Source organism: Pseudonocardia sp. GCM10023141 (assembly GCF_042653605.1).
Genome location: NZ_JBHSIR010000029.1, coordinates 37207 through 62310, shown reverse-complemented (window position 1 = coordinate 62310; position 25104 = coordinate 37207). Strand labels below are relative to the sequence as shown.

Annotated in this window: 28 protein-coding genes; 17 read left to right on the top strand and 11 right to left on the bottom strand. The window is 73.1% G+C overall.

Translation table 11 applies throughout. The annotated features are described in order from the left end of the window. Positions 1 to 773 precede the first annotated feature (773 nt). The 4 genes from ACFPFQ_RS17800 (at position 774) to ACFPFQ_RS17785 (ending at position 4217) form a co-directional block, all read left to right on the top strand. Positions 774 to 1433, top strand: a complete 660-nt coding sequence (locus ACFPFQ_RS17800; protein WP_379620128.1) for a DUF222 domain-containing protein — start codon at positions 774 to 776, stop codon at positions 1431 to 1433. Then, positions 1366 to 1884: an HNH endonuclease signature motif containing protein gene (locus ACFPFQ_RS17795; RefSeq protein ID WP_379620126.1), complete on the top strand. Its 519-nt coding sequence runs from the start codon at positions 1366 to 1368 to the stop codon at positions 1882 to 1884. Before ACFPFQ_RS17800 ends, ACFPFQ_RS17795 begins: the two co-directional genes overlap by 68 nt. Before the next feature lie 70 nt (positions 1885 to 1954). Next, a complete protein-coding gene (treZ, locus tag ACFPFQ_RS17790) occupies positions 1955 to 3697 on the top strand; it encodes a malto-oligosyltrehalose trehalohydrolase (protein ID WP_379620124.1) in 1743 nt (580 codons plus the stop codon). A gap of 46 nt (positions 3698 to 3743) precedes the next feature. Then, positions 3744 to 4217: a GyrI-like domain-containing protein gene (locus ACFPFQ_RS17785; protein ID WP_379620122.1), complete on the top strand. Its 474-nt coding sequence runs from the start codon at positions 3744 to 3746 to the stop codon at positions 4215 to 4217. Positions 4218 to 4222: 5 nt separating this feature from the next. Here the strand turns inward: ACFPFQ_RS17785 and ACFPFQ_RS17780 are convergent, their stop codons facing one another. From ACFPFQ_RS17780 to ACFPFQ_RS17765, 4 genes are read right to left on the bottom strand one after another with little or no spacing between them, the layout of a single operon-like run. Then, the gene (locus tag ACFPFQ_RS17780; RefSeq protein WP_379620120.1) at positions 4223 to 5944 is read right to left on the bottom strand and encodes an ABC transporter ATP-binding protein; all 1722 of its coding nucleotides are present in this window, start codon (positions 5942 to 5944) and stop codon (positions 4223 to 4225) included. Then, positions 5941 to 7698 carry an ABC transporter transmembrane domain-containing protein gene (locus ACFPFQ_RS17775; protein ID WP_379620117.1) on the bottom strand — a complete coding sequence of 586 codons (1758 nt, stop codon included), beginning with the start codon at positions 7696 to 7698 and terminating at the stop codon, positions 5941 to 5943. Before ACFPFQ_RS17775 ends, ACFPFQ_RS17780 begins: the two co-directional genes overlap by 4 nt. 42 nt (positions 7699 to 7740) lie before the next feature. Then, positions 7741 to 8184: an SRPBCC family protein gene (locus ACFPFQ_RS17770; RefSeq protein WP_379620115.1), complete on the bottom strand. Its 444-nt coding sequence runs from the start codon at positions 8182 to 8184 to the stop codon at positions 7741 to 7743. After that, positions 8181 to 8585 (bottom strand): nuclear transport factor 2 family protein, encoded by a 405-nt coding sequence (locus ACFPFQ_RS17765; protein ID WP_379620113.1) that lies wholly within the window; start codon positions 8583 to 8585, stop codon positions 8181 to 8183. The genes ACFPFQ_RS17770 and ACFPFQ_RS17765 overlap by 4 nt, the downstream gene beginning before the upstream one ends. Positions 8586 to 8683: 98 nt before the next feature. Between ACFPFQ_RS17765 and ACFPFQ_RS17760 the strand changes: the two genes are divergently transcribed. After that, entirely contained in the window at positions 8684 to 10879 is a 2196-nt protein-coding gene (locus ACFPFQ_RS17760; RefSeq protein WP_379620111.1) for an ATP-binding protein, read from the top strand. Here ACFPFQ_RS17760 and ACFPFQ_RS17755 read toward each other — a convergent pair. Continuing rightward, a complete protein-coding gene (locus ACFPFQ_RS17755) occupies positions 10863 to 11399 on the bottom strand; it encodes a TetR/AcrR family transcriptional regulator (protein ID WP_379620109.1) in 537 nt (178 codons plus the stop codon). The two genes, ACFPFQ_RS17760 and ACFPFQ_RS17755, sit on opposite strands and share 17 nt — an antisense overlap. An 81-nt stretch (positions 11400 to 11480) precedes the next feature. Here ACFPFQ_RS17755 and ACFPFQ_RS17750 point away from each other — a divergent pair, with 81 nt between their 5' ends. Further along, complete coding sequence (locus tag ACFPFQ_RS17750; RefSeq protein ID WP_379620107.1) at positions 11481 to 11939, top strand: nuclear transport factor 2 family protein; 459 nt, start codon at positions 11481 to 11483, stop codon at positions 11937 to 11939. 18 nt (positions 11940 to 11957) lie between these two features. Here the strand turns inward: ACFPFQ_RS17750 and ACFPFQ_RS17745 are convergent, their stop codons facing one another. Continuing rightward, positions 11958 to 12416 carry a rhodanese-like domain-containing protein gene (locus tag ACFPFQ_RS17745; RefSeq protein ID WP_379620105.1) on the bottom strand — a complete coding sequence of 153 codons (459 nt, stop codon included), beginning with the start codon at positions 12414 to 12416 and terminating at the stop codon, positions 11958 to 11960. 71 nt (positions 12417 to 12487) lie between these two features. Here ACFPFQ_RS17745 and ACFPFQ_RS17740 point away from each other — a divergent pair, with 71 nt between their 5' ends. Further along, positions 12488 to 13483: a helix-turn-helix domain-containing protein gene (locus ACFPFQ_RS17740; protein ID WP_379620103.1), complete on the top strand. Its 996-nt coding sequence runs from the start codon at positions 12488 to 12490 to the stop codon at positions 13481 to 13483. Between the two features lie 44 nt (positions 13484 to 13527). Here ACFPFQ_RS17740 and ACFPFQ_RS17735 read toward each other — a convergent pair whose 3' ends face one another. From ACFPFQ_RS17735 to ACFPFQ_RS17725, 3 genes are read right to left on the bottom strand one after another with little or no spacing between them, the layout of a single operon-like run. Further along, complete coding sequence (locus tag ACFPFQ_RS17735; protein ID WP_379620101.1) at positions 13528 to 14292, bottom strand: hypothetical protein; 765 nt, start codon at positions 14290 to 14292, stop codon at positions 13528 to 13530. 60 nt (positions 14293 to 14352) lie between these two features. Next, a complete protein-coding gene (locus ACFPFQ_RS17730; RefSeq protein WP_379620099.1) occupies positions 14353 to 15162 on the bottom strand; it encodes a phospholipid scramblase-related protein in 810 nt (269 codons plus the stop codon). Positions 15163 to 15191: 29 nt separating this feature from the next. Beyond that, positions 15192 to 15626 carry a VOC family protein gene (locus ACFPFQ_RS17725; RefSeq protein WP_379620097.1) on the bottom strand — a complete coding sequence of 145 codons (435 nt, stop codon included), beginning with the start codon at positions 15624 to 15626 and terminating at the stop codon, positions 15192 to 15194. Here ACFPFQ_RS17725 and ACFPFQ_RS17720 point away from each other — a divergent pair. The 6 genes from ACFPFQ_RS17720 to ACFPFQ_RS17695 all read left to right on the top strand — a co-directional run bounded on the left by ACFPFQ_RS17720 (position 15588) and on the right by ACFPFQ_RS17695 (position 19153). Beyond that, positions 15588 to 16265, top strand: a complete 678-nt coding sequence (locus ACFPFQ_RS17720) for a class I SAM-dependent methyltransferase (protein ID WP_379620095.1) — start codon at positions 15588 to 15590, stop codon at positions 16263 to 16265. The genes ACFPFQ_RS17725 and ACFPFQ_RS17720 overlap by 39 nt on opposite strands. A gap of 16 nt (positions 16266 to 16281) precedes the next feature. Beyond that, positions 16282 to 16722 (top strand): hypothetical protein, encoded by a 441-nt coding sequence (locus tag ACFPFQ_RS17715; protein WP_379620093.1) that lies wholly within the window; start codon positions 16282 to 16284, stop codon positions 16720 to 16722. Positions 16723 to 16799: 77 nt separating this feature from the next. Beyond that, positions 16800 to 17069: a DUF3040 domain-containing protein gene (locus ACFPFQ_RS17710; protein ID WP_379620091.1), complete on the top strand. Its 270-nt coding sequence runs from the start codon at positions 16800 to 16802 to the stop codon at positions 17067 to 17069. Continuing rightward, complete coding sequence (locus ACFPFQ_RS17705; protein WP_379620089.1) at positions 17066 to 17683, top strand: hemerythrin domain-containing protein; 618 nt, start codon at positions 17066 to 17068, stop codon at positions 17681 to 17683. Before ACFPFQ_RS17710 ends, ACFPFQ_RS17705 begins: the two co-directional genes overlap by 4 nt. Continuing rightward, positions 17680 to 18513, top strand: coding sequence for a family 1 encapsulin nanocompartment shell protein (locus tag ACFPFQ_RS17700; protein WP_379620087.1), 834 nt, complete (start codon positions 17680 to 17682; stop codon positions 18511 to 18513). Before ACFPFQ_RS17705 ends, ACFPFQ_RS17700 begins: the two co-directional genes overlap by 4 nt. 76 nt (positions 18514 to 18589) lie before the next feature. Beyond that, positions 18590 to 19153 carry a universal stress protein gene (locus ACFPFQ_RS17695; protein ID WP_379620085.1) on the top strand — a complete coding sequence of 188 codons (564 nt, stop codon included), beginning with the start codon at positions 18590 to 18592 and terminating at the stop codon, positions 19151 to 19153. Between the two features lie 9 nt (positions 19154 to 19162). Here the strand turns inward: ACFPFQ_RS17695 and ACFPFQ_RS17690 are convergent, their stop codons facing one another. After that, complete coding sequence (locus tag ACFPFQ_RS17690) at positions 19163 to 19450, bottom strand: hypothetical protein (RefSeq protein ID WP_379620083.1); 288 nt, start codon at positions 19448 to 19450, stop codon at positions 19163 to 19165. Positions 19451 to 19571: 121 nt separating this feature from the next. Here ACFPFQ_RS17690 and ACFPFQ_RS17685 point away from each other — a divergent pair, with 121 nt between their 5' ends. Together ACFPFQ_RS17685 and ACFPFQ_RS17680 are read left to right on the top strand one after the other, a co-directional pair. Then, the gene (locus tag ACFPFQ_RS17685; protein ID WP_379620081.1) at positions 19572 to 20519 is read left to right on the top strand and encodes a nucleoside hydrolase; all 948 of its coding nucleotides are present in this window, start codon (positions 19572 to 19574) and stop codon (positions 20517 to 20519) included. A gap of 72 nt (positions 20520 to 20591) precedes the next feature. Then, positions 20592 to 20831, top strand: coding sequence for a hypothetical protein (locus ACFPFQ_RS17680; protein ID WP_379620079.1), 240 nt, complete (start codon positions 20592 to 20594; stop codon positions 20829 to 20831). Here the strand turns inward: ACFPFQ_RS17680 and ACFPFQ_RS17675 are convergent. After that, on the bottom strand, positions 20717 to 22006 hold the full coding sequence (locus tag ACFPFQ_RS17675) for an MFS transporter (RefSeq protein ID WP_379620077.1): 1290 nt from the start codon (positions 22004 to 22006) through the stop codon (positions 20717 to 20719). The genes ACFPFQ_RS17680 and ACFPFQ_RS17675 overlap by 115 nt on opposite strands. A gap of 98 nt (positions 22007 to 22104) precedes the next feature. Between ACFPFQ_RS17675 and ACFPFQ_RS17670 the strand changes: the two genes are divergently transcribed. Continuing rightward, positions 22105 to 22665 carry a CGNR zinc finger domain-containing protein gene (locus ACFPFQ_RS17670; RefSeq protein WP_379620075.1) on the top strand — a complete coding sequence of 187 codons (561 nt, stop codon included), beginning with the start codon at positions 22105 to 22107 and terminating at the stop codon, positions 22663 to 22665. 10 nt (positions 22666 to 22675) lie between these two features. Next, on the top strand, positions 22676 to 24982 hold the full coding sequence (locus ACFPFQ_RS17665; RefSeq protein ID WP_379620073.1) for a molybdopterin-dependent oxidoreductase: 2307 nt from the start codon (positions 22676 to 22678) through the stop codon (positions 24980 to 24982). The last annotated feature ends 122 nt before the right edge of the window (positions 24983 to 25104 follow it).

Sequence of the window (25104 nt, the reverse complement as noted above, 5' to 3'; positions counted from 1 at the left end):
CAACGCGCTGATTTCGCCGTTTGAGCACGGTGGTTTCGCGATCTCGACACGGTCGTGGGGCCTTGACGGGCGATGGTGCAGGTCGCGGCGCGAGTCGGGACCAATGGGCCCGCGAGTTGTGACAGATGGACCCGCGAGTTGCGACAGACTGCACCGCGAGTTGGGGTTGGCGGGTGCTTGGATTCATGGGTCTGTCGGGTCGCGTTGGGCGGGCGGCCCCGGCTTTGCCGCCGGTCTGTCAATCGACACCGGTCAGGTGCAGTTGGGTGGCGTGCCCCGGCTTGCCGCCGGTCAGGTGCGGGTGGGTGGCGTGCCCTGGCTTTCGTGCCGCCTCGCCGGCGGGGCAGATCTCCGAGAGGGTCGCGCCCTCCCGCCGACCTCCCAGAGGGCTATCACGCGACCACCCCACCGGCAGGCCTGAGAACAGTCCGACTGTGGGTCCTGGCTGCCCGTAGGGCGGCCGCATGATCGGGCTTCGCCAGGTCGACGGGAGAGCACTCTGCACCCGGTGTGCGCGCTGCGCGCACGGCCGATACGACACGCATGACCTCTGATCTGCACAAACACTCCTCGAACAGCTAGTGATCGAACGTATGTTCGAGTATGATGAGGTCATGTCCCTCGCTACCGTCGCCGACGCGCATCGCCTCCTTGCCGAGGCGACCGCTGCGCTGCGATCCGTGGTCGAGCACGGCAGCGATGACGAGCGCCTCGCCGCGCTGCGGGTCAGCGAAGGAGTCCGGCGGCAGCTGACCGTGCTCATGGTCGACACCGTGGCCGAGCTGCAGCGGCGGGGCGCGTTCGTCGAGCGCGGCTACAAGTCGGCCAACCGGGCCCTGGTCGATCAGCTCGGGTTCGAATGGGCCGAAGCCCGCCGCCATTCGATGGCCGCTGAACAAGTCTGCCCACGCGTCTCCCTCGACGGCGCCATACTGCCGGCCTTGTTGCCGGCCACCGCAGCGGCGTTCCACGCCGGACAGGCGACCTTGCGTCACGTCGAAGTCATCGCCAAGGTGCTGTCGAGCTCGGCCGCATCGCGGGTCAGCACCAGCGACCTCGCCGTGGTCGAGGCCGAGTTGGCCGCGACCGCCGCGACGACGACGCCGGATCGGTTGTTCCGCCACGGCACCGAGCTGATCACCCTGCTCGACCAGGACGGCCCTGAGCCCGACGACCGGGATCCGGAACCCGTTGATGACCTGCAGATCCGGCCCAACAAGGACGGGACCGGCGGCACCATCACCGGCCGGATCGACAGCGCATTGAAGTTCGCCACGATCGCCGCACTCCTCGACGCCAAGTCCAAGCCCCTCGGCAAAGAAGACCTCCGCACGATCGGCCAGCGCCAGGCAGATGCGCTGGCTGATGTTTGCGGGTTCGTCCTCGACCACGGCGACGTCCCCCACCGCGGCGGACACCGACCGCACGTGTGACGACCTGGAGAACCGCGCCCGGGCGGCGATGCTCGAATTCGGCGGCGCACTCACCGCCAAGGAACTCCGGATCCTGGCCTGCGACTCCGGGATCATCCCCACCGTCCTCGGCGGCAGCAGCCAACTCCTCGACATCGGCCGCTCCACCCGCACCATCCCCGACGCCATCCGCAAAGCCCTGATCATCCGCGACCACGGCTGCGCCTGGCCCGGCTGCGACCGACCACCCTCCTGGTGCGACGGCCACCACATCCACTACTGGGAACACGGCGGTGACACCAGCCTCGACAACTGCGTCCTGCTGTGCAAAGCCCACCACCGCCTGCAACACGACAGCGACTGGATCATCCGCATCCGCGACGGCCTGCCCGAGTTCATCCCACCCGCATGGATCGACCCCCAGCAGATCCCGCGGCGCAACCCCGCCACGCACCTGCGACGCGCTGCATGAACAAGGAGCGCTCCCTTGCTCACACCCGTCCCCCCGCGCGTGTCACCGCCGGAACCGGCAGGATCTCCAGGTGGCTGATTTCGCGGTGTGGGCGCCGCAGCGGGACAAGGTACGGGTACTGGTCGACGGCAAGACCCAGGTGATGACGCGCGACGACGCCGGCTGGTGGCGGCGGACGGTCGGGGACGCGGCTGCGGGGGTCGCCTACGCGTTCCTCGTCGACGACGACCCGACGCCGCTGCCCGACCCTCGCTCGCTGTGGCAGCCCACCGGCGTGCACGGTGCGTCGCGGGTCTATGACCAGGACAGCTTCTTCTGGACCGATCGTTCGTGGACCGGTCGGCAGCTGCCCGGCAGCGTCCTCTACGAGCTGCACATCGGCACGTTCACCCCCGACGGCACGTTCGACGCGGCGATCGAGCGGCTCGACCACCTCTCCAACCTCGGCATCGACATGGTCGAGGTCCTGCCCGTCAACGCGGTCGACGGCCCGCGCAACTGGGGCTACGACGGCGTCGGCTGGTACGCCGTCACCGAGAACTACGGCGGCCCCGACGCGTTCAAGAGGTTCGTCGACGCCTGCCACGCGCGCGGGATGGGTGTCGTCCTCGACGTCGTCTACAACCACCTCGGCCCGTCCGGGGCCTACCTCGACCGGTTCGGGCCGTACTTCGCGGGCAGCAACATCTGGGGCCCGTCGCTCAACCTCGACGGGCAGCACTCCGACACCGTGCGCCGCTTCATGATCGACAACGCGCTGATGTGGCTGCGCGACTTCCACGTCGACGGGCTGCGCATCGACGCCGTGCACGCGCTGCGCGACACCCGGGCCGTCCACGTCCTCGAGCAGCTCGCCGTCGAGGTGGAGGCGCTCTCGGCGCACGTCGGGCGGCCGCTGTCGCTCATCGCGGAGTCCGACCTGAACGACCCGAAGACCGTCACCGCCCGTGAGGGCGGCGGCAACGGCCTGCACGCCCAGTGGTGCGACGACATCCACCACTGCCTGCACACCACGCTCACCGGCGAGTCCCAGGGCTACTACGCCGACTTCGCGACGGCCGGGCTGACCGGGCTCGCCCACGTCTTCTGCCGCGCGTTCCTGCACGAGGACACCTGGTCGAGCTTCCGGCAGCGCAACCACGGCGCACCCGTCGACACCCGCCGCGTCCCGGGCCACCGGTTCCTCGCCTACCTGCAGAACCACGACCAGATCGGCAACCGCGCCACCGGCGACCGGCTCACCGCCACGCTGTCACCGGGCCTGCTCGCGTGCGGCGCAGCGCTCGTGCTCTGCTCGCCCTTCACCCCGATGCTGTTCATGGGCGAGGAGTGGGGGGCGCGCACCCCGTGGCAGTTCTTCTCCTACTTCCCCGACGAGAAGCTGCGCGAGGCCGTCCGCAAGGGCCGCACCGCGGAGTTCGCCGAGCACGGCTGGGGCGACGTCGACGTGCCCGACCCCAACGCCGAGAGCACCTTCCTCGACTCGAAGCTCGACTGGACCGAGCAGGAGCAGGAGCCCCATGCCACGCTGCTGCGCCTGTACCGCGAGCTGATCGCGTTGCGGCGCGCGTGGCCGGAGCTGTCGGACCCGTGGCTCGACGAGGTCGACATGGACATCGACGAGGGCGCGCGCACCGTCGTCCTGCATCGCGGCAGCCTGCGGCTCATCGCCAACCTGGGTCCCGAGCCCGTCACCGTCACCCTGATCGGGCACATCGGCCGCATCCTGCTCGCGTCCGAACCCGTGCAGGGTGAGGAGGATGCCATCGCGCTGCCGCCGGAGTCGTTCGCGATCCTCACCCTGGCCGGCTGACCGCGACGGTCTGGACGAACGGCGGCCGGCGCTGTAGAAGCAGGCCATGGACGGTGACATGGGCTATGTGATCCACTCCGCCGTGGCGGACGCGCAGCCGACGGCGGTGCTCGCCGCTGCCACCACCTGGCCGGAGTTCGGCGGCCTGTGGAAGGCCCTGCTCGACGAGGTGCACCGCGAGGTCCACTGGTTCGGTGACGGACGCACCGGCCGCAACGTGATGCTCTACCTCGACAACCAGCCCCACGTCGAGGTCGGGGTGCTGCTGGAGCACCCGGCCCGCCTCGACGGTCGGGTGACCCGCTCGGAGCTGCCCGGCGGGCGGGTGGCCACCACCGTCCACCGCGGGCCGTACGAGACCGTGGGCGCGGCGCACGACGCCGTCCTCCAGTGGGCGGCCGCGCACGACGAGCGGCTGCCCGGACCGCGCTGGGAGATCTACGGGCACTGGTACAGCGATCCTGCGCTGCTCGAGACCGAGGTGACCTACCTGCTGTGCCCCGACCCGGACGTCCAATAGCCCGGTCACCCCTGCCAGGAGTGCCACAGCGCTGCGTAGGCCTGGTCCGCGGCGACGAGCTCGTCGTGGGTGCCCAGCTCGGTGAGCCTGCCGTCCTCCAGCACCGCGACCCGGTCGGCGTCGTGCGCGGTGTGCAGGCGGTGCGCGATCGCGATGACGGTGCGCCCCGCGAGCACCGCCGCCAGCGCCCGCTCGGTGTGGCGCGCGGTCCGGGGGTCCAGCAGGGCGGTGGCCTCGTCGAGGATCACGGTGTGCGGGTCGGCGAGCACCACCCGCGCGAGCGCGAGCTGCTGTGCCTGCGAGCCGTCGAGCACGACGCCCCCGGCGCCGACGTCGGTGTCCAGCTGTGCCCAGTCGGCGCCGACCGCGAGCAGTGCGGCGGTCAGCTCGGCGTCGGTGGCGGCCGGGCCGGCGATGAGCAGGTTGTCGCGGACCGTGCCGAGGAAGACGTGGTGCTCCTGGGTGACGAGGACGATGTGGCGACGCAGCTGCTCGCCGTCCAGCCGCGCGACCGGGACGCCGCCGACGGTCACGGTGCCCGCTCGCGGCGCGTCGATGCCGGCCAGCAACCGGCTCAGGGTGGTCTTCCCGGCGCCCGAGGGCCCGACGATCGCGAGCCGCTCCCCCGGCTGGACGGTCAGGTCGACGCCGTGCAGCACGTCGCGCGATCCGGCGTACCCGTAGCGCACGCCGGTGACCTCGATCCGGTTCCCGGCGGGTTCCGGCGCGGTCGCGGTCGCCACCGCGGGTGCGGCGGCGAGCCCCTCGACGCGGGCGAACGACGCGCCGCTGCTCTGCACCTCCTCGACGCGGACCAGGATGATGTCCAGCGGCCCCGCGAGCTGGCGCAGGTACAGCGCGGCGGCCACCACCGAGCCCAGGCTGACGATGTCGCTGCTGCGCAGCAGCCCACCCACCAGCAGCACCGTGACGACCGGCACGACGTAGGACACGGCGACCGCCGGGAACAGGACGGTGCGCAGGTACAACGTGTGCAGCCGGGTGGCGCGGGCCTGCGCGATCGCGGCCTCGGCCGTCGCGATCCGACGCTCCTGCAGCCGATGAGCCTCGATCGTGCGGGCACCCGTCGCGGTGGCGGTCAGCTGCTCGGCTATCGCCGAGTTCGCCCGGCCTTCGTCGAGGTAGCCCGCGGGGGCGCGACGCAGGTACCAGCGCGTGGCCCACCACATGCCGAGCAGTCCGAGCAGCCCGCACGCCCCGAGCAGCGGGTTGATCACGACGATCGCGCCGAGGATGAACAGCACCTGCATGCTCGCGATCAGCACGTCGGGGCCGGCGTCGCGCAGGGTGGTGCCGACGGCGGTGGCGTCGGAGGTGCCGCGTGCGGTCAGGTCGCCGGTGCCCGCGCGCTCGACCACCGCCGACGGCAGCGCCAGCACGCGGTCGACGAGCTGGTCGCGGATGCGCCACAGCGTCCGCTCGCCGATGCGGTGCGCGACGACGCGGGCGTAGCGGGTCAGCAGGATCTGCGCGGCGACGAAGCCGACGATCGCCAGGGCGAGCCGGTCGACGGTGTCGACACCCGCGCCGCCGCCGACCGCGTCGACGATCCGCCCGAGCAGCCACGGCCCGGCCAGCCCCGCCGCCGCGGCCAGCGCGTTGAGCGCGAGCATCAGGACGAACGGGCGACCGTCGCGCCGGATCAGGGCGACCGCGGCCCGGCGCACCGCCGCGGGGGCGGCGACGGGGAGCTCCCGCGACGTCATGCGGCCCCGTTCTCGGTGCTGTCCTCGGCCCCGTCTTCAGCACTGCCGCGCGACACGAGCTGCCGGTACCCGGGACTGGCGGCCAGCAGCTCGCGATGGGTGCCGGTGGCGGCGATCCGCCCGTCCGTCAGGTAGTGGACGGTGTCGGCGTGGGTCAGCAGCAGGGGCGAGGTGCTGGTGACGACGGTGGTGCGCCCGGCCCGATCCTCCCGCAGGCGGGCCGCGACGGCGGCCTCGGTGTGCGCGTCGAGCGCCGATGTCGGCTCCACGGCCATGAGCACCTCGGGATCGGCCAGCAGCGCGCGCACCAGCCGCACCCGCTGGCGCTGCCCACCGGAGAGGTTGAGCCCCTGCGCGTCGATGACCGCGTCGAGGCCCGCCGGCAGCCCGGCGACGACGTCATCGGCCATGGCGGTGTGCACCGCCCGCGCGAGCGCCGCCTCGTCGGCGCCGTCGGTGCAATCGGGGTCGCGGTGCCCGGCCACGACCTCGCGCAGCGGCCCGGCGAACAGGTCGGCCTCCGCGTCGGCCACGAGGATCCGCTCGCGTATCCGGCGCGGCGCGATCCCGGCCAGCGCGATCCCACCCCACGTCGCGTCCCCTGCGACGAACCCGCCCAACCGGTCGATCACCGCGACCGCGTCGGCCGTCCGCGCGCTGACCAGCGCGGTCAGCCGCCCCGGGTGGACCGTGACCCCGGAGGCGGGATCGTGCAGCACCGACGGTGTGCGCGGCGCGTCACCGTCGCCCGCGCGGTCGGGTTGCAGGTTCAGGAACGCGACGACGTGCCGGGCCGCGACCAGCGCCCGGCTGGTGTCCGAGGCGCCCTCGATGAGGAACGCCACGGGCAACCCCAGCACCGCGACGTAGCCGTAGACCGCCACCAGCTCGCCCACCGAGATGCCACCCTGCGCCACCATCCGCGCGGCCAGCCAGGTGACCGCGGCCAGGAACAGTGCGGGCAGCCCGGCGCCGACGGCCTCGATCCAGCTGGTGGCGTCCCCGACGCGGTAGCCGTCGTCCAGCATGGCCCGCGACTCCTGCCGGTACCGCTGCCGGACGACGTCCTTGCCGCCCAGCCCGGAGAGGATGCGCAGCCCGCATGCCATGTCGACGAAGCGGGTGGTCAGCATGCCCTGCCGGGTGCGGTAGGTGGTCGTCGCACCGTGCAGCCTGCCCAGCAGCGGGCCGATCACGAGCAGGAGCAGCGGCACGCCCACGAGCACGACGACCGCCAGCAGCCCCGACACCGCGAACAGCAGTGCCGCCACCACCACGCAGGTGATCACCGCGCCGACCCCGGGGCCGGTGACCGTGAGCGCCTGTGAGATGACCCGGACGTCGCCGGTGCCGATCGTGGCCACGCCACCGGTGGTGGCGTGGCGCTGCAGCGCCGCTCCGAGCCGCACCGACTGCCCGATCAGGACGCGCACCGTGCGCAGGTTGGCGTCCATCCGGACGCGGGTCATCGTGCGGTGGCGCATGATCCCCAGCCAGGCATCGAGGATCCCGACGCCCAGCAGCGCCGCGGCCCACCCCGCCAGCACCGGGAAATCACCCGGCGTCAGGCCGTCGTCGATGGCCCGGGACAGGACGTAGGGCGCCGCGGTCAGCAGCACCATCCAGACGCTGCCGAGCACCGCACCCGCCACCACCCGCGGCCACTGGCGGACGACGAGCCACCACAGGTAGCCCACCGGCCCCCGCAGCGCCGCCCTCCCCGGTTCCACATGCCCCTTGCCGTTCCCCCACACGGCCTCACAGTGTCAGGTCGGGAACCGCGGTCGCAAAAGCGTTCAGGCCAAGGCCACCCCGGTCAGCAGCGCCACGAGGTTGTCGAGGTCGCGCTCCTGCTGCTGGCGGTACATCGGCGCCAGCAGGGCCGTCAGCGGGCGCAGCGGCCCGCGCAGCGCCACGTCGACGGAGGCGACGAGCGTGACGCTCCCGGTGGCATCGGCGCTCGCCGTGCGCGTTCCCGACACGGTCACGGCACCGCTGCCACCGCGCCACCGGGCCGACGTCTGCTCCGCGTGCTCGATGCGGGTCGGCGTCACGAACGTCATGCCCGCGAAGCGCAGCTCCTCCACGATCTGCTGCCCCTTGCGGGCGGGACCGGGCACGTCGACGGTCATCCGGCGGACCTGGGAGCGCCATCGCGGGTCCTGCGACCAGTCCAGGAACACCGCGGCGGCCGCGGCGACATCGGTGTGGACGACCCGGCGACTCGTGATGGTGGTCATGCGACCGCCACCTCGCCGCGCAGCGCGGCCAGCATGCGCTCGACGTCGAGGTGGACCTCGTAGGAGGTGAGCAGGCCCTCGCGCAGCTGCCAGATGTGCACCTCACGGATGCGGTAGGGCGTGCCGGTCGCGTGGACCGTGCCGACGGTGTACCCGACCTCGACGACGTGGTCGCCGGAGTCGTAGAGCTGCTCGATCTCCAGCGTCGAGTCGATGTGGCTCAGCAGCGTGCCCAGGAACGCGAAGAAGCCGTCGGGCCCGCGGTGCGTCCCGCCCCAGGGCAGGACCTCGCTCTGTCGCATGACGAAGTCGGGGTGGATGGCCGCTCGGATCGTGTCCAGGTCGCGCCGGGCGAAGGCGGCGTAGAGCTCGCGCACCGTGTCCAGGTCGGTGGTCGCCATGTGGTCCTCCAGTTCATGATGGGGTGTTCGTCGACAGGGGTCGAGCGTCCGCGCAGGGGGAGCCCACAACCATGGACAGCGATCACACACTCGCGAGTGTGCGAGTCGCGCCGGAGGAGTTCGGCGCTTCGCTGCGCCACTTCCGCGAGCGTGCCGGGCTGACCCAGGAGCAGCTGGCCGAGCGCGCCGGGCTCAGCGCCAACGCCGTGAGCTCGCTGGAACGTGGCGCGCGCAGGCGGCCCTATCCGCACACGCGCGACGCGCTCGCGACGGCCCTGGGCATCACCGCCGCGGAGCGGGCCGGGTGGGACGACCAGGTACCGGCGGCCGGGCCGCGCCTGCCGATCCCGCCGTCGGCGATCCTCGGTCGCGAGGCCGACCTCACCGGAGTCGTCACGCTGCTGGCAGACGCGCGGATCGTGACGCTGGTCGGGCCGGGTGGGGTCGGGAAGTCGCGGCTGGCGCTGGCCGTTGCCGAGCAGTTCCCCGGCGGTGCCGCGTTCGTCGCGCTGGCGGCACTGCAGGACGCCGCGGACGTGCTCCCCGCCATCGCGCACGCGCTGGGCCTCCGCGAACTCGGTCCCCGCGAGGTGGCCGCGGTGCTCGCCGCACACCTGCGCACCCGGCGGCTGCTGCTCGTGCTCGACAACCTGGAGCACTTGCTCGACGCCGCGCCCGACATCGCCGCGCTCGTGGCCGCGACCGGGGGCGTCCGCGTGCTGGTCACCAGCCGGGCGCCGCTGCGGATCCGCGGGGAGCACGTGCACGCCGTCGCGGCGCTGGCACCCGACGTGGCCGGGGAGCTGTTCGTGGAGCGCGCGGCCCAGGCCGGTGCCACCGTCGCCGAGCCCGGGCCGATCGCGCAGCTGTGCGCGCGCCTGGACCACCTGCCGCTCGCGATCGAGCTGGCCGCCGCGCAGACCCGGCTGCTCACCCCCAGCCAGCTGCTGAGCAGGCTCGACACCGTCCTGCTCGGGGTGGCGAGCGGGGCCCGCGACGCCCCTGCGCACCAGCAGACGCTGCGGGCCACCGTCGGCTGGAGCTACGACCTCCTCACCCTGGCCGAGCAGGCGCTGCTGCGCCACGTCGCGCTGTTCGCGGGCGGCTGGACGCTCCGCGCCGCCGCGGAGCTGTCCCGGATGAGCGAGGCCGACACCCTCGACGGGCACCGCGCCCTGCTTGACAACAGCCTGATCGCCCGCGACCCGACGGCGGTCGAACCCCGCTTCACGATCCTCGAGACGGTGCGAGCCTTCGCGCTCCACGAGCTGTCCCGCCACGATGAACGCGGGCCGGGCCTCGACCGGCACGCCACGATGTTCGCTGCGCTGGCCGCGGCCGCGGAGCCCCGGCTGCTCGGGCCCGACGCCGCCGACGCGCTGGACGAGCTGGAGGCCGACCACGACAACATCCGCGCGGCGCTGCGGCACCTGCTCGACAGCGGCCACATCGACGAGCTCGCGGCCGCCTGCAGCGGATCGTCACTGTTCTGGGTGGTGCGCGGACACCTGCGCGACCCGCACGCGCTGGCACTCGCGGGACTGGCCGCCGCTCCCGATCGCGAGGCCGGGACCCGGGCCCGGCTGCACACCGTCGCGGGGAGCACGGCACTGCCCCGGGGGGCCAACGACGAGGCCGTGGAGCACTTCGCTGCCGCGGCGCACCTCGCCCCGGACGCCGAGGGCCGCGGCTGGGCGCTGATCTGGGGCGCGCTCGCCGAGATCTACCGCGGGCGGCCCGCGGCCGCGGCGGCCAAGCTCGACGCGGCAGGCGACCCGACCGGGCACGCCGCCTCCGGCGCGGTGATCGGGCGCGCCCACGTCGCCATCGCCGCCGGGGCGATGACCGACGCCGACGCCCTGCTGACCGCGCAGCTACCGGTGATCGAGGCGCGGGGCGCGGCCTGGCTGCTGGGCGTCGCGCTGGGCGTGCACGGGCGGGTCGCCGCGGTGCTGGGTGCCGCGGAGCGCGCCGACGCGCTGCTGACCCGCTCCGTCGCGGTGCTCGGCGAGCTCGGCGACACGTGGGGCATGGTCCACCAGCTCACCCACCTCGCGGATGTGGCGGCGCAACGCGGTGACCACGACCGCGCCGCCTCGCTCTACGGCGCGATCGACGCGTTGAGCGAGCAGGTCGGGACCCGCGTGTTCGCGTCCTGGCAGGAGCTCAGCGACCGCTGGCAGGCCGCCACCCTCACGGCGCTGGGTGTCGAGCGCTTCACGGCACGGCACCGCGCGGGCCGCGCCCTCTCCCCCGCCGAGGTCGTGGAGCTGGCCGCTACACCGCAGCGATGAGCACCGCCGCCGCCGCCCGCGCCCGCCACGCCGCCGCGGGGTCGTCGAAGATCGACGCCGTGACCATCGCGCCCTCGGCCAGCAGCAGCAGGTGGTCGGCGACGGTGTCCGGGAGGCCCGCGGCCGCCACCAGCTCGCCGAGGTAGGCGCGGAACGCCGCCTTGTGGCTGCGGGCCTGCTGCGCCACCACCGTGGACGTGGAGCCGAGCTCACCGAAAGTATTGATCCACGCGCAGCCGCGGAAACCGGGCTCGGAGAACCACTCGTGCAGCCAGTCGAACACCGCGAGCGGGCGCTGCGCGACGTCGGCCACCCGCTCGACGGACGCGGCGAGGCGCCCCCGCCACCGGGTGTCGCGGCGCTCCAACCACGCCTTCACCAGCTGTTCCTTCGACGGGTAGAGCCCGTAGACCCGCTTGAGTGACAGCCCGGAGGCCGACCGCAACTCGTCCATCGCCACACCCTGCACGCCGCGGGCGTAGAAGAGCTCGTCGGCGGCGTCGAGCAGCCGGTCCTGCACGGCTGGTTCTTGACCCGGAGAACGCACGTTCTCTACGCTACCGGAGAACGCACGTTCTCGCCGCTGCAAAAGGACTGTGACATGTCGGATCGACCGCCCTTCCCGCCGTTCACCCGCGAGACCGCACTGCAGAAGGTGCAGGGCGCGGAGAACGCCTGGAACACCCGCGACCCGGAGAAGGTCTCGCTCGCGTACACGGAGGACTCCGTGTGGCGCAACCGCGACCGGTTCGTCACCGGCCGGGCCGCGATCGTCGAGCTGCTCACCGACAAGTGGGAGCGCGAGCTCGACTACGCACTGCGCAAGGCGCTCTGGTCCTTCGACGGCAACCACATCGCCGTCCGGTTCCAGTACGAGAGCCACGACAAGAACGGCCAGTGGTGGCGCAGCTACGGCAACGAGCTGTGGGAGTTCGACGAGCACGGCCTGATGGCGCGCCGGGAGGCCAGCATCAACGACGTGGCCATCGACGAGAGCGAGCGGCGCATCTTCGGCACGCGCCCCGACGACGAGCAGGGCAAGGACATCCCGCTGCAGTAAGCACTCAGCAGTAGACGCTCAGCAGCCGCAGGCGAGCGCACCGGCCGGGGCGGTCAGCGGGTCGGGAACACCCGCCTCCTCCCCGTCGTCGGTGGCCACCGGGAAGCCCTCCCGCACCCAGTACTCGAAGCCGCCGATCATCTCCTTGACGCGGTAACCGAGCCGGGCGAACTCCAACGCCGCGCGGGTGGCGCCGTTGCAGCCCGGGCCCCAGCAGTACGTCACCACGACGGCGGTGAGGGGGACGAGATCGCCGGCCCGCCCGGCGATCTCCCGGGTGGGCAGGTGCAGCGCGCCCGGGATGCGGCCCTGCTGCCAGGACTCGGTGCTGCGGGAGTCGACGACGAGGAGGCCGGGCACGCCGGCGTGCAGGTCGGCATGCACATCGCTGACATCGGCCTCGACGGCCAGGCGCGCCGCGAAGTGGGCAGCGGCGGCACCGGCGGCCACCGGGGGCGTGGAGAGGACTGCGCTCATGCCGTCCATCGTCGCGAGGCGGTGACGGTGGAGCCAGTGGCGAGAACGCCGCCGATCGCTAGGATCTCGCCATGCGTAGCGATGTGGTGGCCTCGATCGCGGTCGGCCCGCCGCGCAGCCCCACGGTGTCGGTGCTGCTCTACGAGGGCATGTCGGCGTTCGAGCTGGGCATCGTCACCGAGGTGTTCGGGCTGCAGCGCCCCGAGCTGGACCTCGACTGGTACCGGCTCGCGATCTGCGCGCAGCGCCCCGGACCGGTGCGGATCATCGGCGGCGCGAGCCTGCACGCCGACGGGGATCTCGACCGCTTCGCCGCGGCCGACACCGTCATCGTATCGGGCGTCAGCGATCCGCACGGACCCTGCTCCCCCGCCGTACTGGACGCGCTGCGCCACGCCCACCGGCGCGGTGCCCGGGTCGTCTCGATCTGTTCGGGCGCCTTCGCGCTCGCCGAGGCCGGCCTGCTCGACGGGCGGCGCGCGGCCACGCACTGGCGCTACGCGGAGCTGCTCGCCCGGCGGTTCCCGGCGGTCGAGGTGGACGCCGACGTGCTCTACGTCGCCGAGGATGACGTACTGACCAGCGCCGGCAGCGCCGCGGGCCTCGACCTGTGCGTGCACCTGGTGCGCACCGACTTCGGGCCCACCGTGGCCAACGCCGTGGCGCGACGGCTGGTGATCCCGCCCCACCGCGAGGGCGGGCAGGCCCAGTTCATCGAGGCGCCGGTGGTGCCCCACGCCGACGACGACCGCATCACCCGCAGCATGTCCTGGGCACTGGAGCACCTCGCCGAGCCGATCACCCTGGACGCACTGGCCCGCCGGGCCCACATGTCGCCACGCACCTACCTGCGCCACTTCACCCGCAGCACCGGCACCAGCCCGATCCGGTGGCTGATCACGCAGCGCGTCCACGCCAGCCTGGCCCTGCTGGAGCGCGGCGACCTCGGCATCGAGGAGGTGGCCGCGGCCGTCGGGTTCGAGCATGCCGTGACGTTCCGCCAGCACTTCGTGGCCACGCTCCGCACCTCGCCGTCGGCCTACCGGCGCACGTTCCGGGCGGGCTGACCACCGAGCGGATCACCTACTGAGCGGATCACCCACCGAGCGGATCACCCACCGAGGGCAGATCGCGCCGCCGCCACCCGCTCCGCGTTCCACTCCACCGTCGGGTCGGGCTCCAGGAACGCCATGGCGACCGCGGCGATGCCGAGGCCGGCGAGTGACCAGGACGCGGTCTCGGCGGCACCGAGCGGTGCGGCGTCGATGCGGTCCTCGGCGACCGCGGGGGTGGACTGGGCCATGAGCAGCAAGCCGCGCAGTGTCGCGTTGGCGACGGTGGCCAGCGTCCGGTGCGAGGCGTGCAGCTCGGGCCGCAGCCGGTATCCGAGCAGCCCTGTGACCTGCGCGTACACCCCGGCGATGCGGTCGATGAACCCCTGCTCCGCTGCGGCGAGGGCGGTGCGCACGTCGTCGCGCAAGGTCCCGTCGGCGAGGCTCTGGAACGTGGCGTGCAGCGCGAGGTAGGTGCGCCAGCGGCTCGACCCGTGGATCGTCGCGAAGTCCGCCGCCGCGCCGTGGCGCAGCAGCTCCAGGCACAGCTCGTGGCGTCCGGTGGCGGTGTCGAACCCCGCGGGGTGCGCCGCAGCGATCGCGCGGACCAGCTCCAGTGCCGAGCCGTCGCTTTCCGCGGCGGGGGTGGCCGCCGAGGCGAGCTCGAGGAGCAGGTCGGAGAAGAACAGGTCCTTGTAGGGCCAGCGCCGGTAGCCGGCGCTGCGCGACACCCCGGCATCGCGGATGACGTCCTCGAAGCGGATGTGGTCGAGGCTCACGGTGAGCCCGCTGCGCTCGACCATGGCCGTGGCGGCATCCAGCATGCGCTGCCGCGTCTCCTCGTCGGAGAGACGGCGACGGCGCCGGAGCTCGCCGCCTGAGGCTCAGCCGAACCCGCGGTCGTCCTGCTTGAGCGCGGTGTCGACGGTGACGGCCGAGGCGATCACCATGCTGGCCAGCGGATCGGGCAGCTGCTGGTGGATGTGCACCACGTAGCTGTCGGCCGTGGTGAACAGCGTGCGGGCCAGCCCCTCCCACGTCTTGGTGATGCGCGCGATCTCGCGGCCGCTGTGGTCATGGATCATGAAGTTCCAGGCCCGCCAGTTCTCGGCCTGGATGCCACCGATCTGCTGTCCGTTGACGACGAACGCGAACCGGATCTTGCCGATCATGTTCTCCTGGACGATCTCGCCCAGCGGCTGGCCGTTGCCGTACTCCACCACGATGCGCGACTTGAACACCTTCGCCGGCCGGGTCAGCCGCAGCACGACCGCGCCGTTGAGATCGCGCAGCTCCAGCTTGTGCGTCATGTACTGGTCGTAGCTGGTGAGCAGGCGCATGACCTTCTTGAGGTCGCTCTGGCCCACCTCGACCACGCCACCGAGGCGGTTGCCGTGCTGGTCGGACACCGCGTACTCGTTGGTCATCTCGATCAGCTTGGTCTTCTGGTTCACCACCAGCACCGGCTCGGTGTAGAACGTGCCGCCACCGCCGGCTGCGGACCGGCTGCCGCCCGCCTCCCGCACCTGCCTGCGCACGTCGTCGGGACTGCGGTCGCCGCCGAGCTCGAACTCGAGCGCGTCGAGTCCGCCGGACTGCTGCTGCTGCGTGTGCGGCGTCCACTGGTAACCGTCCCACCAGCGCAGTACCGACGATCCGGCCTGCTCGGGGTACCAGCCGGGAGGGTGGCTCATGGCGCCGAGCGTAGGGCAGGGCCGGGCCGTCAGACCACGCAGAACTCGTTGCCCTCCGGGTCGGCCAGCTGGACGTGGTCGGGTCGCCCGCCGATGGAATACACCTGCACCACCACCGCACCGGCCGCCGTGAGCCGCTCCACGGCGGCCAGCACGAGCGGCCACCGCTGCGCGTGGGGCAGCTCGCGACCACCGGCCTTGACGTCGATGTGCACGCGGTTCTTCGCGACCTTGCCCTCGGGCACCTTCAGGAACGACAGGCTCGGCCCGGCGCCGTCGGGATCGGCGAGTGCGGCACTGTCGTCCCATTCCGCTGCCGGCACCTCGTGATGCGCGAGCCACTCCTCCCAGCTCGCGAACCCGGCCGGCACCGGCGCCGGGACGTAGCCCAGCGCCAGCGCCCAGAACTCCGCGAGCGCGCCGGGGTGGGCGCAGTCGATCGTGAGACCCCATCGCGTGGACATGCCCGGACCGTAGCGGCGGCCACCGACGCGCAGCTCGTGCTGCTCGGGGCCGGGTTCGACAGCCGCGCCCACCGCCTGCCCCGCCTGCGGGTCGTCCCGGTGTTCGAGGTGGACCACCCCGCGACGCAGGCCACCGAGCGCGAGCTGATCGGACGCTCGGGGCGGGTGCTCGCGCCGGTGCGCTACGTGCCCGTCGACTTCGAGACCGACGATCTCGAGACGGCCCTGCTCCGGGCCGGGCTGCGGCCGGAGCGCCGCACGTGCTTCGTGTGGGAGGGCGTCACCAACTACCTGACCGCGGCCGCCGTCGACACCACGCTCGCCATCCTGCGCCGGCTCGCCCCCGCGGGCGGCACGCTGGTCATGACCTACGTGCATGCCGGCGTCCTCGACGGCTCGGTGCGGTTCCCGGGCAGCCAGCGGTGGCTGCGCAACGTCGCCCGCCTCGGCGAACCGTGGGCCGAGTCGCTGCACGATCCGCGCCTCGCCGCGTCGGTGGCCGAGGGGTTCACCCGTGTGCTGCTCGCGCTGATCCAGGGGCTGATCCTGCAACAGGCGTTCGAGCCGGGCACGACGAGCAGTGCTTACGGGCCGACGGTGCTGCGGATGCTGGAGTCGCTGCTGCGCCCGGAATCCTGAGGCATAGGGTCGCGTCATGATCGCCGCATCGCGCACTCGTCTGCTGGTGCCGCTGCTGGTGGTACTCGGGGTGGTGCTGGCCGGCTGCGGCAGCCCGGCTGCCCCCTCGGCGCCCCTGCCCCGCGGCTCGATCTCCGACCTCGCCGACAAGCTCTCACTGATCGTCCAGGACGAGTGCCAGACGCGCCCCGCCGCCGACGTCTACCCCCGCTGCGGCCGGTTCACCGCCGAGCTCGGCAACGTGGCCACCGCCGCGCAGTCGGCGGCGGCGGGCCAGCCGAAGGGTGCGGCGGTGCAGACGGCCGCCACCGCGCTCAGCGCCGCACTGGCCACGTTCACGCAGGACGGCTGCCTCGGCCAGACCCCCATCGCGAAGTGCGGGGCCGACCAGGCCGAGATCCAGAAGCAGGTCACGGCGCTCAACACCGCGGTCATGGCAGTGCCGGCGAGCAGCTGACGGCGCCACCGCCACCGTTTGATCCGGCCGGATCGGGGAATCCTCCTCCCATCACCAGACGTCTCGGAGGAGAACCGATGCTGAGTCAGGACGACCGGCGCCGCTTCGCCGAGATCGAGCGCGCACTCGAGGCGAGTGACCCCGCCTTCGCCCAGCGCTTCCGGCGAGGACCCCGACAGACTGACTGGCTGATCGCGACCGCCGTTCTGGCCGTGGTCATCGGTACTGTCGGCATCCTGCTGGGACTGGCGCTCGTGAGCGTCGTGATCCTGCTGCCGTCGGCCTGCCTGCTCGTCGGCGGCTGGACGACCGTGCGGCGCCGACGACGTGAACGGAGCAGTTCGTGACCGACCCGAACGACCCCCCGGTCCTGGACGCGGAGACCGGACCCGACATCACACTGGCGATACTCGGCGACCACGAGTGGTTCCGCCGCAGGTTCATCGCCCTGGACGACCTGCGGGCCGCCGACGCGGGTGTCGACGAGCTGAGCGCGGCCTGGACCCCGCTGGCCGATCGCCTCGACGTGCACGCCATCGCCGAGGAGGAGATCTTCTACCCGCAGTTGCTGCGCAGCGGCGACGACGCCGAGGAGGAGACGCTCGACGCGATCGGTGACCACAACGAGATCCGCGACGGCGTGCACGCGGCGCGCAAGGCCCTGATCGGCACGGACGCGTGGTGGGACGCAGTGCGCGAGGCACGGGTCGCCAACGACGAGCACATGGCCGAGGAGGAGCGCGACGGGATCGCCGACTTCCGGCGCCACGCCGACGCGGAGCTGCGCAGCGAGCTGGGCAAGCGGTTCGCGGCGTTCCTCACCGAGCACCGCACCATCGCGGGGCTCGACACGTCCGACAAGGATCCCCGGCACTACGTCGACGAGACCGAGCAGCAGATCGGCGGCCGCACCCCGAGCGGCAGCCTCGGCATCGGCAGCCTGAAAGGACGTTCCACGTGAACCACCTGTTGCGGGAGCTCGCCCCGATCCCCGACGCGGCCTGGAAGCTGATCGACGACGAGGCGCGGGAGCGGCTCGTGCCGCTGCTCGCGGCGCGGCGGGTGGTCGACTTCGACGGCGGCGGCCGCTGGAACCGGTCGGCGTCCAACCTCGGGCGCACGACCGCGCTCGGCGGCCCGCCCCCGGGTGGCCCGACCGCGTCCGGGATCCGCGTGCGGCAGCGCCGGGTACTCCCGCTCGTCGAGGTGCGGGTGCCGTTCACGCTCGACCGCGCCGAGCTCGACGACGTCGAACGCGGTGCTGTCGATCCGGTGCTGGACGACCTCGCCGCCGCGGCGCGGCGGGCGGCGGAGATCGAGACGCGCGCGGTGTTCCACGGGTGGCCCGAAGCCGGGATCACCGGGATCACCGAGGTGCCCACCCACTCCCGCCGTCCGCTGGGCGAGGACGCCGGCACGTATCCGCGCGTTGTCGCCCAGGCCGTCGAGGCGCTGCGGGTCAGCGGCATCGAGGGGCCGTACGCGCTGGTCATCGGCCCGGCCGGGTACACGCGCATCGTCGAGACCACCGAGCACGGCGGCTACCCGATGCTCAGCCACCTCACCAAGATCCTCGGTGGCGGATCCGCGGACGGCAGCGTCGTGTGGGCTCCCGGGTTGGACGGCGCGGTCGTCGTCAGCAGCCGCGGCGGTGACTTCCAGCTCAAGGTCGGCCAGGACTTCTCGATCGGCTACAGCCACCACGACGCCGACACCGTCAGCCTGTACCTGGAGGAGAGCTTCACCTTCCGGATCGTCGAACCCGACGCCGCGGTGGTGCTGCCGGCCTGAGGCCCGGTGCGTAGTCCGCGATGATCGCGGGTAGTCCCGGTGACGAGGTTGGTTTCCGATCCGAGGAGGCAACATCATGATCACCGCAGGCAGCCCGGTGCAGGCCGACACCGCGCAGGCCGACACGGCGCAGGCCGTCACCGCGCAGGCCGTCACCGCGCAGGGCGGCGGCCAGGGGCTGGTGGTGGTCGGTGTCGACGACGCGCCGCAGGCGCAGGCCGCGCTGGCCTGGGCCGTGGTCTACGCCCAGCGCACGGGCGCGCGCATCCACGCCGTCACGGCGTGGTCGGCCACCCCGCAGCTCGTCGCCGGCCCGGAGCTGGTCACCGGGGGCGGGATGTCGGACCCCCTCACCGACCAGCACCTGCAGGTCGCGGCGGAAGAGCGGTTGAGCATGGCCATCGCCGCGCTGCCACTGGGCACGGCGGAGCTGGTGGAGCGCTCCGCGCTGCCGGGTGATCCGGCCACCGTGCTGGTGGAGGCCGCTCGCGACGCCGAGTTGCTGGTGCTGGGCAATGCCGGCCGTGGCGCGCTGGCGTCGGCGGTGACCGGCTCGGTCGCGGCACGGTGCGCGCACCACGCGCCGTGCCCGGTGGTGCTGGTACCGGACCCGGCGCGGTGCGCGCGAGACGAGGAGTAGCTGGTCGGGTCAGAAGCGGTGCGACACCCGCGCCGCGGCGTGCTCGGTGAGGGTGGCCGCCAGCTCGAGCAGCGTGTCGGTGGCACCGTCGAGCAGTGCCCGCAGGCGGGGGTCCACCGCCTGGTCGTGCATCTCCGTCAGGACCTGTGCGGCGTCCACGAGGCGGCCGTTGGCCACCTCGGCGATGATCTGGTCCGACTCAGCGTGCCTGGCCGGGACGTCGACGGCGATGGCGCTGGGGAGCGGCTCTGCGACGGCGGCGGACGTGGGCATGCTGAGTGGGCGGGTTTCGGGCATGGGAGCTGACTACCCCATCCGGAGCAGAGTTACTCCCGAGTTTCTCCGCTGCGGGGCGCTACGTTCGGACGCGGGCGGCCGCACTCGGGCCGCTCCGCTCGACGACGCTGCGGGGGGCCCGATGTCGAAGAAGATCATCCTGGACTGCGATCCCGGCCACGACGACGCGATGGCGTTGCTGCTCGCGCACGGGAGCCCGGAGATCGAGCTGCTCGCCGTCACCACCGTCGTCGGCAACCAGACGCTCGAGAAGGTCACGCGCAACGCGCTGGCCGTCGCGCGGATCGCCGGCATCACCGGCGTGCCGTTCGCGGCGGGCTGCCCGCGACCGCTCGTCCGGGAGATCGAGAACGCCCCGGAGATCCACGGCGAGTCCGGGCTCGACGGACCGGTGCTGCCGGCGGCGACGCTCGCGCTCGATCCGCGCCATGGCGTCCAGCTGATCATCGACACGATCATGCGCGAGGAGCCGGGCACCGTCACGCTGGTGCCGACGGCGGGCCTGACCAACATCGCGATGGCGGTGCGCCTGGAACCGCGGATCGCCGAGCGCGTGCGCGAGGTCGTGCTCATGGGCGGCGCCTACGGCGGCGGGAACTGGAGCGCGGTGGGCGAGTTCAACATCGTCATCGACCCGGAGGCCGCCCACATCGTCTTCAACGAGCGCTGGCCGGTGACGATGATCGGGCTCGACGTCACCCACCAGGCGCTGGCCACGCCCGATGTCGTCGACCGGATCGCGGCGATCGGTACCCGCCCGGCGCAGTTCGCCGTGGAGCTGCTCGCCTTCTTCCGCGAGGCCTACCGGGACACGCAGGGCTTCGACGACCCGCCCGTGCACGATCCGTGCGCGGTCGCGCGGGTCATCGACCCGACGGTGGTGACCACGCGCCGGGCACCGGTCGACATCGAGCTGACCGGGACGCTGACCCGGGGCATGACGGTGGCCGACCTGCGCGCCCCCGCCCCGGCGGGCTGCACCACGCAGGTCGGTGTCGGGCTGGACCGGGAACGGTTCTGGGACCTGGTCGTCGACGCGCTGGAGCGGATCGGGGACGTGGCGCCGTGAGCGACGTGACGGCCCGGCGCGCGTCGGTCGGCGCGCTCACCGCTGCGTGTCGTCCTCAACGGCCTGGGCGTCGTGCTCTCTCCGAAGGAGAACCCCGGTTTCCTGCCAGGGCTCAACGCGGGCGCGTTCAACCTGGGCGCCGGCCTGAGCTTCGTCGTCATCTACGCGGTGGCGGCGGCGACACCGGGCGGCGGCTACTACGGCGGCGTGCTGGCCGGGCTCGTGGTGCTCGCCGTCGCGCTGGGCGCCTCGCTGCTCATCCCCCGCCCCCATGACGCGGAGGCCATCGCTCCCGCCCCCGGCACCGCCTGACGGCTGCGGACGGCGAGCAGGCCGAGCAGGGCGGCGCCGACCTGGGTGCCGCCGACGATGAGCAGCACCGCGGCGGTGCCGGTGTGCGGCACGAGCAGCCCGCCCGCCGCCTGGCCCACGGCGAGCGCGCCCATCCGCAGGCTCGCGGCAGTGGTGCTGACCCGGCCCTGCAGCGCGAGCGGGCTGTACTGCTGCCGCGCCCCGAACAGCGCCGGCATCATCGGGCCCTCCAGCAGGCCCGCGAGGAACGCCAGCGCGATGAGGGCACCGAGGCTGCCGGCGAGCGGCCAGGTCGCCACCCCGACCCCGAACGCGGCGACCGACAGCACCACCGTGCGCTCCGGGCGCCAGCGCTCCTGTCGGCGGCCGACCAGCAGCGCCGTGGCCACGCTGCCGACCTCGATCGCCGTCCACACGTAGCCACCGGCGGCCCGCGGGGCCCCGAGCGTGCCCATGTGCAGCGGCAGTGCCACGAGCAGCAGGCCGTTGGCACCCAGCGAGAGCGTCGAGGCGACCGTGGCCGACCGCAGCGGCGGCACCCGGACCAGGTGGCGCAGCCCGTCGAGCGCGGCGGCGAGCATCGACGGCCCGTCGCCCGCCACCACCGGGGCGACCACCGGCACCGCGACGAGCGCGAGGATGCTGCTCGCCGCCGTCACCACGATCAGCCCGACCGCCGCGGCGGGCGAGAACAGCGCGGCGACGGTGGCGGCAGCGGCCGGACCGGCCATCGTCGCGGCGCTGAAGCTCGCCGCCTCCGCCGCGTTGGCCCTGGTCAACAGCGGCGCGGGCACCAGGCTGGGCAGCATGCTGGTGAAGCCGCCGCTCACCATCGGCAGCGTGAGGCCCGCGACCGCGGCCAGCAGCAGCGCGATCGCGTCCGGCGCGCGCCCGACGACGGCCAGCATGCCCAGCATCGTCAGGCCCAGGACCGCCTGGTTGACGCCCAGCGCCGTGCGCCGGTACGCGGTGCGGTCCAGCCAGGCGCCCAGCAGCGGCCCGGTCGCGATCGCCGGCAGCGCGTACGCGGCGCCGGCCGCACCGGCGAACAGGGGGCTGCCCGTGCGGTCGAGCACCAGCAGGACCAGCGCGAACCCGACCATCTCGTCGCCGACCCTGGCCAGGGTGGCGGCCACGTAGTAGGCGGCCATCCCCGGCGCGGCGAGCAGTCGCATGTCTCCCTCGGGCGGTAACGTGCTTTGATTAGTTACGCGTTACTCTAAACATACCGTTACAGGCAGCGCCAGAGAGAAGCACCAGAGGGGGCCGGGGCGTGGAAGCACTGCAGACGCCCGACCGGGGCCTGCACCTGGCGGTCGCGCTGGTCAACACGCGCACGCACGATCCCGAGCAGCTGGTGTCGCCCGCGGCGCTGCGCCGGTTCCTGCTCCACCATGGCGAACTCGAGCCCGTCGACGTCGACGCCGCCGACCTGGCCGCGATGATCGCCGTCCGCGAGCGCATCCGGCCCGCGTTCCACGTGCCGCCCGACGCGGCCGCCGCGCTGGTCAACGACCTGCTCGCCGCGTTCGCCGTGCGGCCCTACCTCTCCGACCACGACGGCACCGCGTGGCACCTGCACGCCACCCGGCCCGACGCGAGCTGGGCGGAGTGGGCGGCCGCGACCGCCGCTCTGGGCATCGCCACGTTCGCCGCCGCGCACGGCTTCGCGGCACTGGCACTGTGTGCCGCCGAGGACTGCGAGCGGGTCTTCGTCAACCCCGCGCCGCGCCGCGTGCGGCTGTTCTGCACGCCGACGTGCGCGAGCCGCACCCGTGTGGCGTCGTTCCGGGCCCGCCGTAAAGGGGAGTCGCAGGAGGGGGAACAGATGTGAGGATGGACCGGTGACCCCTCCCTTCGTCACCAGCAGCTCGCACTGGGGTGCCTTCGAGGCCCGCGCCCACGACGGTGGCGTCCAGGTGCGCCCGCACCCCGCCGACCCCGACCCGTCGCCGCTGCTGCACAACCTCGCCGCCGCCGTCGACCCGGCGGTGCGCATCGCGCGGCCCGCCGTGCGCGCCGGCTGGCTGCGCAACGGCCCCGGCCCCTCGCCGGACCGCGGGCGCGACGAGTTCGTCGAGGTCGAGTGGGCCGAGCTCGTCGAGCTGCTGGCCGGGGAGCTGCGCCGGGTGTACGCCGAGCGCGGCCCGCAGGGCATCTACGGCGGGTCGTACGGCTGGGCCAGCGCGGGCCGGTTCCACCACGCGCAGAGCCAGCTCAAGCGGTTCCTCAACTGCCTCGGCGGCTTCGTGCGGAGCATCAACAACTACAGCTTCGGGGCCACCGCGGTGATCATGCCGCACGTGCTGGGCGCCGACATCGACACCACGGAGGGCCTCACCGACTGGCCGGTGATCCGCGAGCACACCGAGCTGATCGTGGCGTTCGGCGGCATCCCCCGGAAGAACACCGCGGTGAGCCCCGGCGGGATCGCACAGCACCATGTCGGCGAGCACCTCACGCAGGCCGTGGCAGGCGGCGTCGACGTCGTGGCCGTGAGCCCGCTGCGCGACGACTCCCCCGGCACCACGTGGCTGCCGATCCGCCCGGCGTCCGACGTCGCGATGATGCTCGGACTCATGCACACGCTGTTCACCGAGGAGCTGCACGACCAGGCGTTCCTCGACCGGTTCACCGTCGGGGCGCCGCAGCTGCGGTCCTACGTGCTCGGCACGGCCGACGGCGTCGCGAAGTCGGCGGAGTGGGCGGCGCAGCGCTGCGACGTGCCGGCCGCAGACATCCGCGCGCTGGCCCGCCGGATGGCGGCGCAGCGCACGCTGGTCACCGTCACGTGGTCGTTGCAGCGCGCCGAGCACGGCGAGCAGGCCCCGTGGGCCGGGGTCGCGCTGGCCTCGGTGCTGGGCCAGATCGGCCTGCCCGGGCGCGGCTTCGGCCACGGCTACGGCTCCACGGCCGACATCGGCGTGCCGGGTGCCGGGATCCGCGTGCCGACGTTCCCGCAGGGCCCCAACCCGGTGGCGGAGTTCATCCCCGTCGCGCGGGTGGCCGACATGCTGCTGCACCCCGGGGAGGAGTTCGCCTACAACGGCACCACGCTGCGCTATCCCGACATCGGGCTCGTCTACTGGGCGGGCGGCAACCCGTTCCACCACCACCAGGACATCAACCGGCTGCGCCGCGCGCTGGCGCGGGTCGACACGGTGGTGGTCCACGAGCCGTTCTGGACCGCCACCGCGAAGCACGCCGACATCGTCATCCCGGTCACCACCACGCTGGAGCGCACCGACATCGGCGCCGCCCGCGGCGACCACCACCTCGTGCCGATGCACCCGGTCGTCGACCCCGTCGGGCAGTCCCGCGACGACCACGAGGTGCTCGCCGACCTCGCCCGCGCGCTGGGCGTCGAGAAGGAGTTCACCGAGGGCCGCACCGCGCACGAGTGGATCGAGCACCTCTACGAGTCGTGGGCCGAGGTCACCGAGCCGCGGATCAACACGGCGCTGCCCACCTACGCGCAGTTCCGGAAGAGCCCGTTGCTGACCCTGCCGGCCATGGCGGCCGACCGCACGTTCCTCGAGCACTTCCGGGCCGATCCCGACGGCCGCCCGCTCAGCACCCCGAGCGGGCGGATCGAGCTGTTCTCCGAGGTCGTCGCCGGGTTCGGCTACGACGACTGCCCCGGCCACCCCAGCTGGCTCGAACCCGACGAGTGGCTGGGGTCGCCGCTCGCGCAGCAGTGGCCGCTGCACCTGATCGCCAACCAGCCCCGCGGGCGCCTGCACAGCCAGCTCGACGCCGGCGCCGAGAGCCGCAGGCACAAGGTCGCCGGGCGGGAGGCCGTCGTGATCCACCCGGCCGACGCCGCCGAGCGCGGCATCGCCGACGGCGACGTCGTGCGGCTGTTCAACGCTCGCGGCTCCTGCCTGGCGGGGGCCCGGCTGACCGACGGCATCCGCCGCGGGGTTGTCCAGCTGCCCACCGGGTCCTGGTACGACCCGGTGCCCGGCAGCGAGCCGCGGCCTGGCGAGCTGTGCGCCAACGGCAACCCCAACGTGCTCACCCGGGACCACGGCACGTCCCGGCTCGCCCAGGGGTGCACCGGACAGCACGCGCTGGTGCAGGTGGAGCGCTTCGAGGGCGAGGTGCCTCCGGTCCGGGCCTACGACCCGCCGCGCTTCACCACGCGCTGACCGCGCCGGCACTACCGCGGCGATCTGTAACCCACCTCACACGTTGGTCACGGGAGTGCGTCGATGCGGTGACGAACGCTTGCTGGCAGGCCGCTGTTGGTGGATCGTCCGCCTCCGCATCA

What these genes read in the sequence shown, in the direction of transcription:
- ACFPFQ_RS17695 (WP_379620085.1), top strand. Translation starts at nt 18,590, where the DNA reads ATGATCACCGCAGGCAGCCCGGTGCAGGCCGACACCGCGCAGGCCGAC.
- ACFPFQ_RS17795 (WP_379620126.1), top strand. Translation starts at nt 1,366, where the DNA reads ATGTTTGCGGGTTCGTCCTCGACCACGGCGACGTCCCCCACCGCGGCG.
- ACFPFQ_RS17780 (WP_379620120.1), bottom strand. Translation starts at nt 5,944, where the DNA reads ATGACGTCGCGGGAGCTCCCCGTCGCCGCCCCCGCGGCGGTGCGCCGG.
- ACFPFQ_RS17735 (WP_379620101.1), bottom strand. Translation starts at nt 14,292, where the DNA reads ATGCTGGATGCCGCCACGGCCATGGTCGAGCGCAGCGGGCTCACCGTG.
- ACFPFQ_RS17690 (WP_379620083.1), bottom strand. Translation starts at nt 19,450, where the DNA reads ATGCCCGAAACCCGCCCACTCAGCATGCCCACGTCCGCCGCCGTCGCA.
- ACFPFQ_RS17730 (WP_379620099.1), bottom strand. Translation starts at nt 15,162, where the DNA reads ATGAGCCACCCTCCCGGCTGGTACCCCGAGCAGGCCGGATCGTCGGTA.
- ACFPFQ_RS17685 (WP_379620081.1), top strand. Translation starts at nt 19,572, where the DNA reads ATGTCGAAGAAGATCATCCTGGACTGCGATCCCGGCCACGACGACGCG.
- ACFPFQ_RS17725 (WP_379620097.1), bottom strand. Translation starts at nt 15,626, where the DNA reads ATGTCCACGCGATGGGGTCTCACGATCGACTGCGCCCACCCCGGCGCG.
- ACFPFQ_RS17740 (WP_379620103.1), top strand. Translation starts at nt 12,488, where the DNA reads ATGCGTAGCGATGTGGTGGCCTCGATCGCGGTCGGCCCGCCGCGCAGC.
- ACFPFQ_RS17770 (WP_379620115.1), bottom strand. Translation starts at nt 8,184, where the DNA reads ATGACCACCATCACGAGTCGCCGGGTCGTCCACACCGATGTCGCCGCG.
- ACFPFQ_RS17785 (WP_379620122.1), top strand. Translation starts at nt 3,744, where the DNA reads ATGGACGGTGACATGGGCTATGTGATCCACTCCGCCGTGGCGGACGCG.
- ACFPFQ_RS17765 (WP_379620113.1), bottom strand. Translation starts at nt 8,585, where the DNA reads ATGGCGACCACCGACCTGGACACGGTGCGCGAGCTCTACGCCGCCTTC.
- ACFPFQ_RS17745 (WP_379620105.1), bottom strand. Translation starts at nt 12,416, where the DNA reads ATGAGCGCAGTCCTCTCCACGCCCCCGGTGGCCGCCGGTGCCGCCGCT.
- ACFPFQ_RS17715 (WP_379620093.1), top strand. Translation starts at nt 16,282, where the DNA reads ATGATCGCCGCATCGCGCACTCGTCTGCTGGTGCCGCTGCTGGTGGTA.
- ACFPFQ_RS17675 (WP_379620077.1), bottom strand. Translation starts at nt 22,006, where the DNA reads ATGCGACTGCTCGCCGCGCCGGGGATGGCCGCCTACTACGTGGCCGCC.
- ACFPFQ_RS17750 (WP_379620107.1), top strand. Translation starts at nt 11,481, where the DNA reads ATGTCGGATCGACCGCCCTTCCCGCCGTTCACCCGCGAGACCGCACTG.
- ACFPFQ_RS17710 (WP_379620091.1), top strand. Translation starts at nt 16,800, where the DNA reads ATGCTGAGTCAGGACGACCGGCGCCGCTTCGCCGAGATCGAGCGCGCA.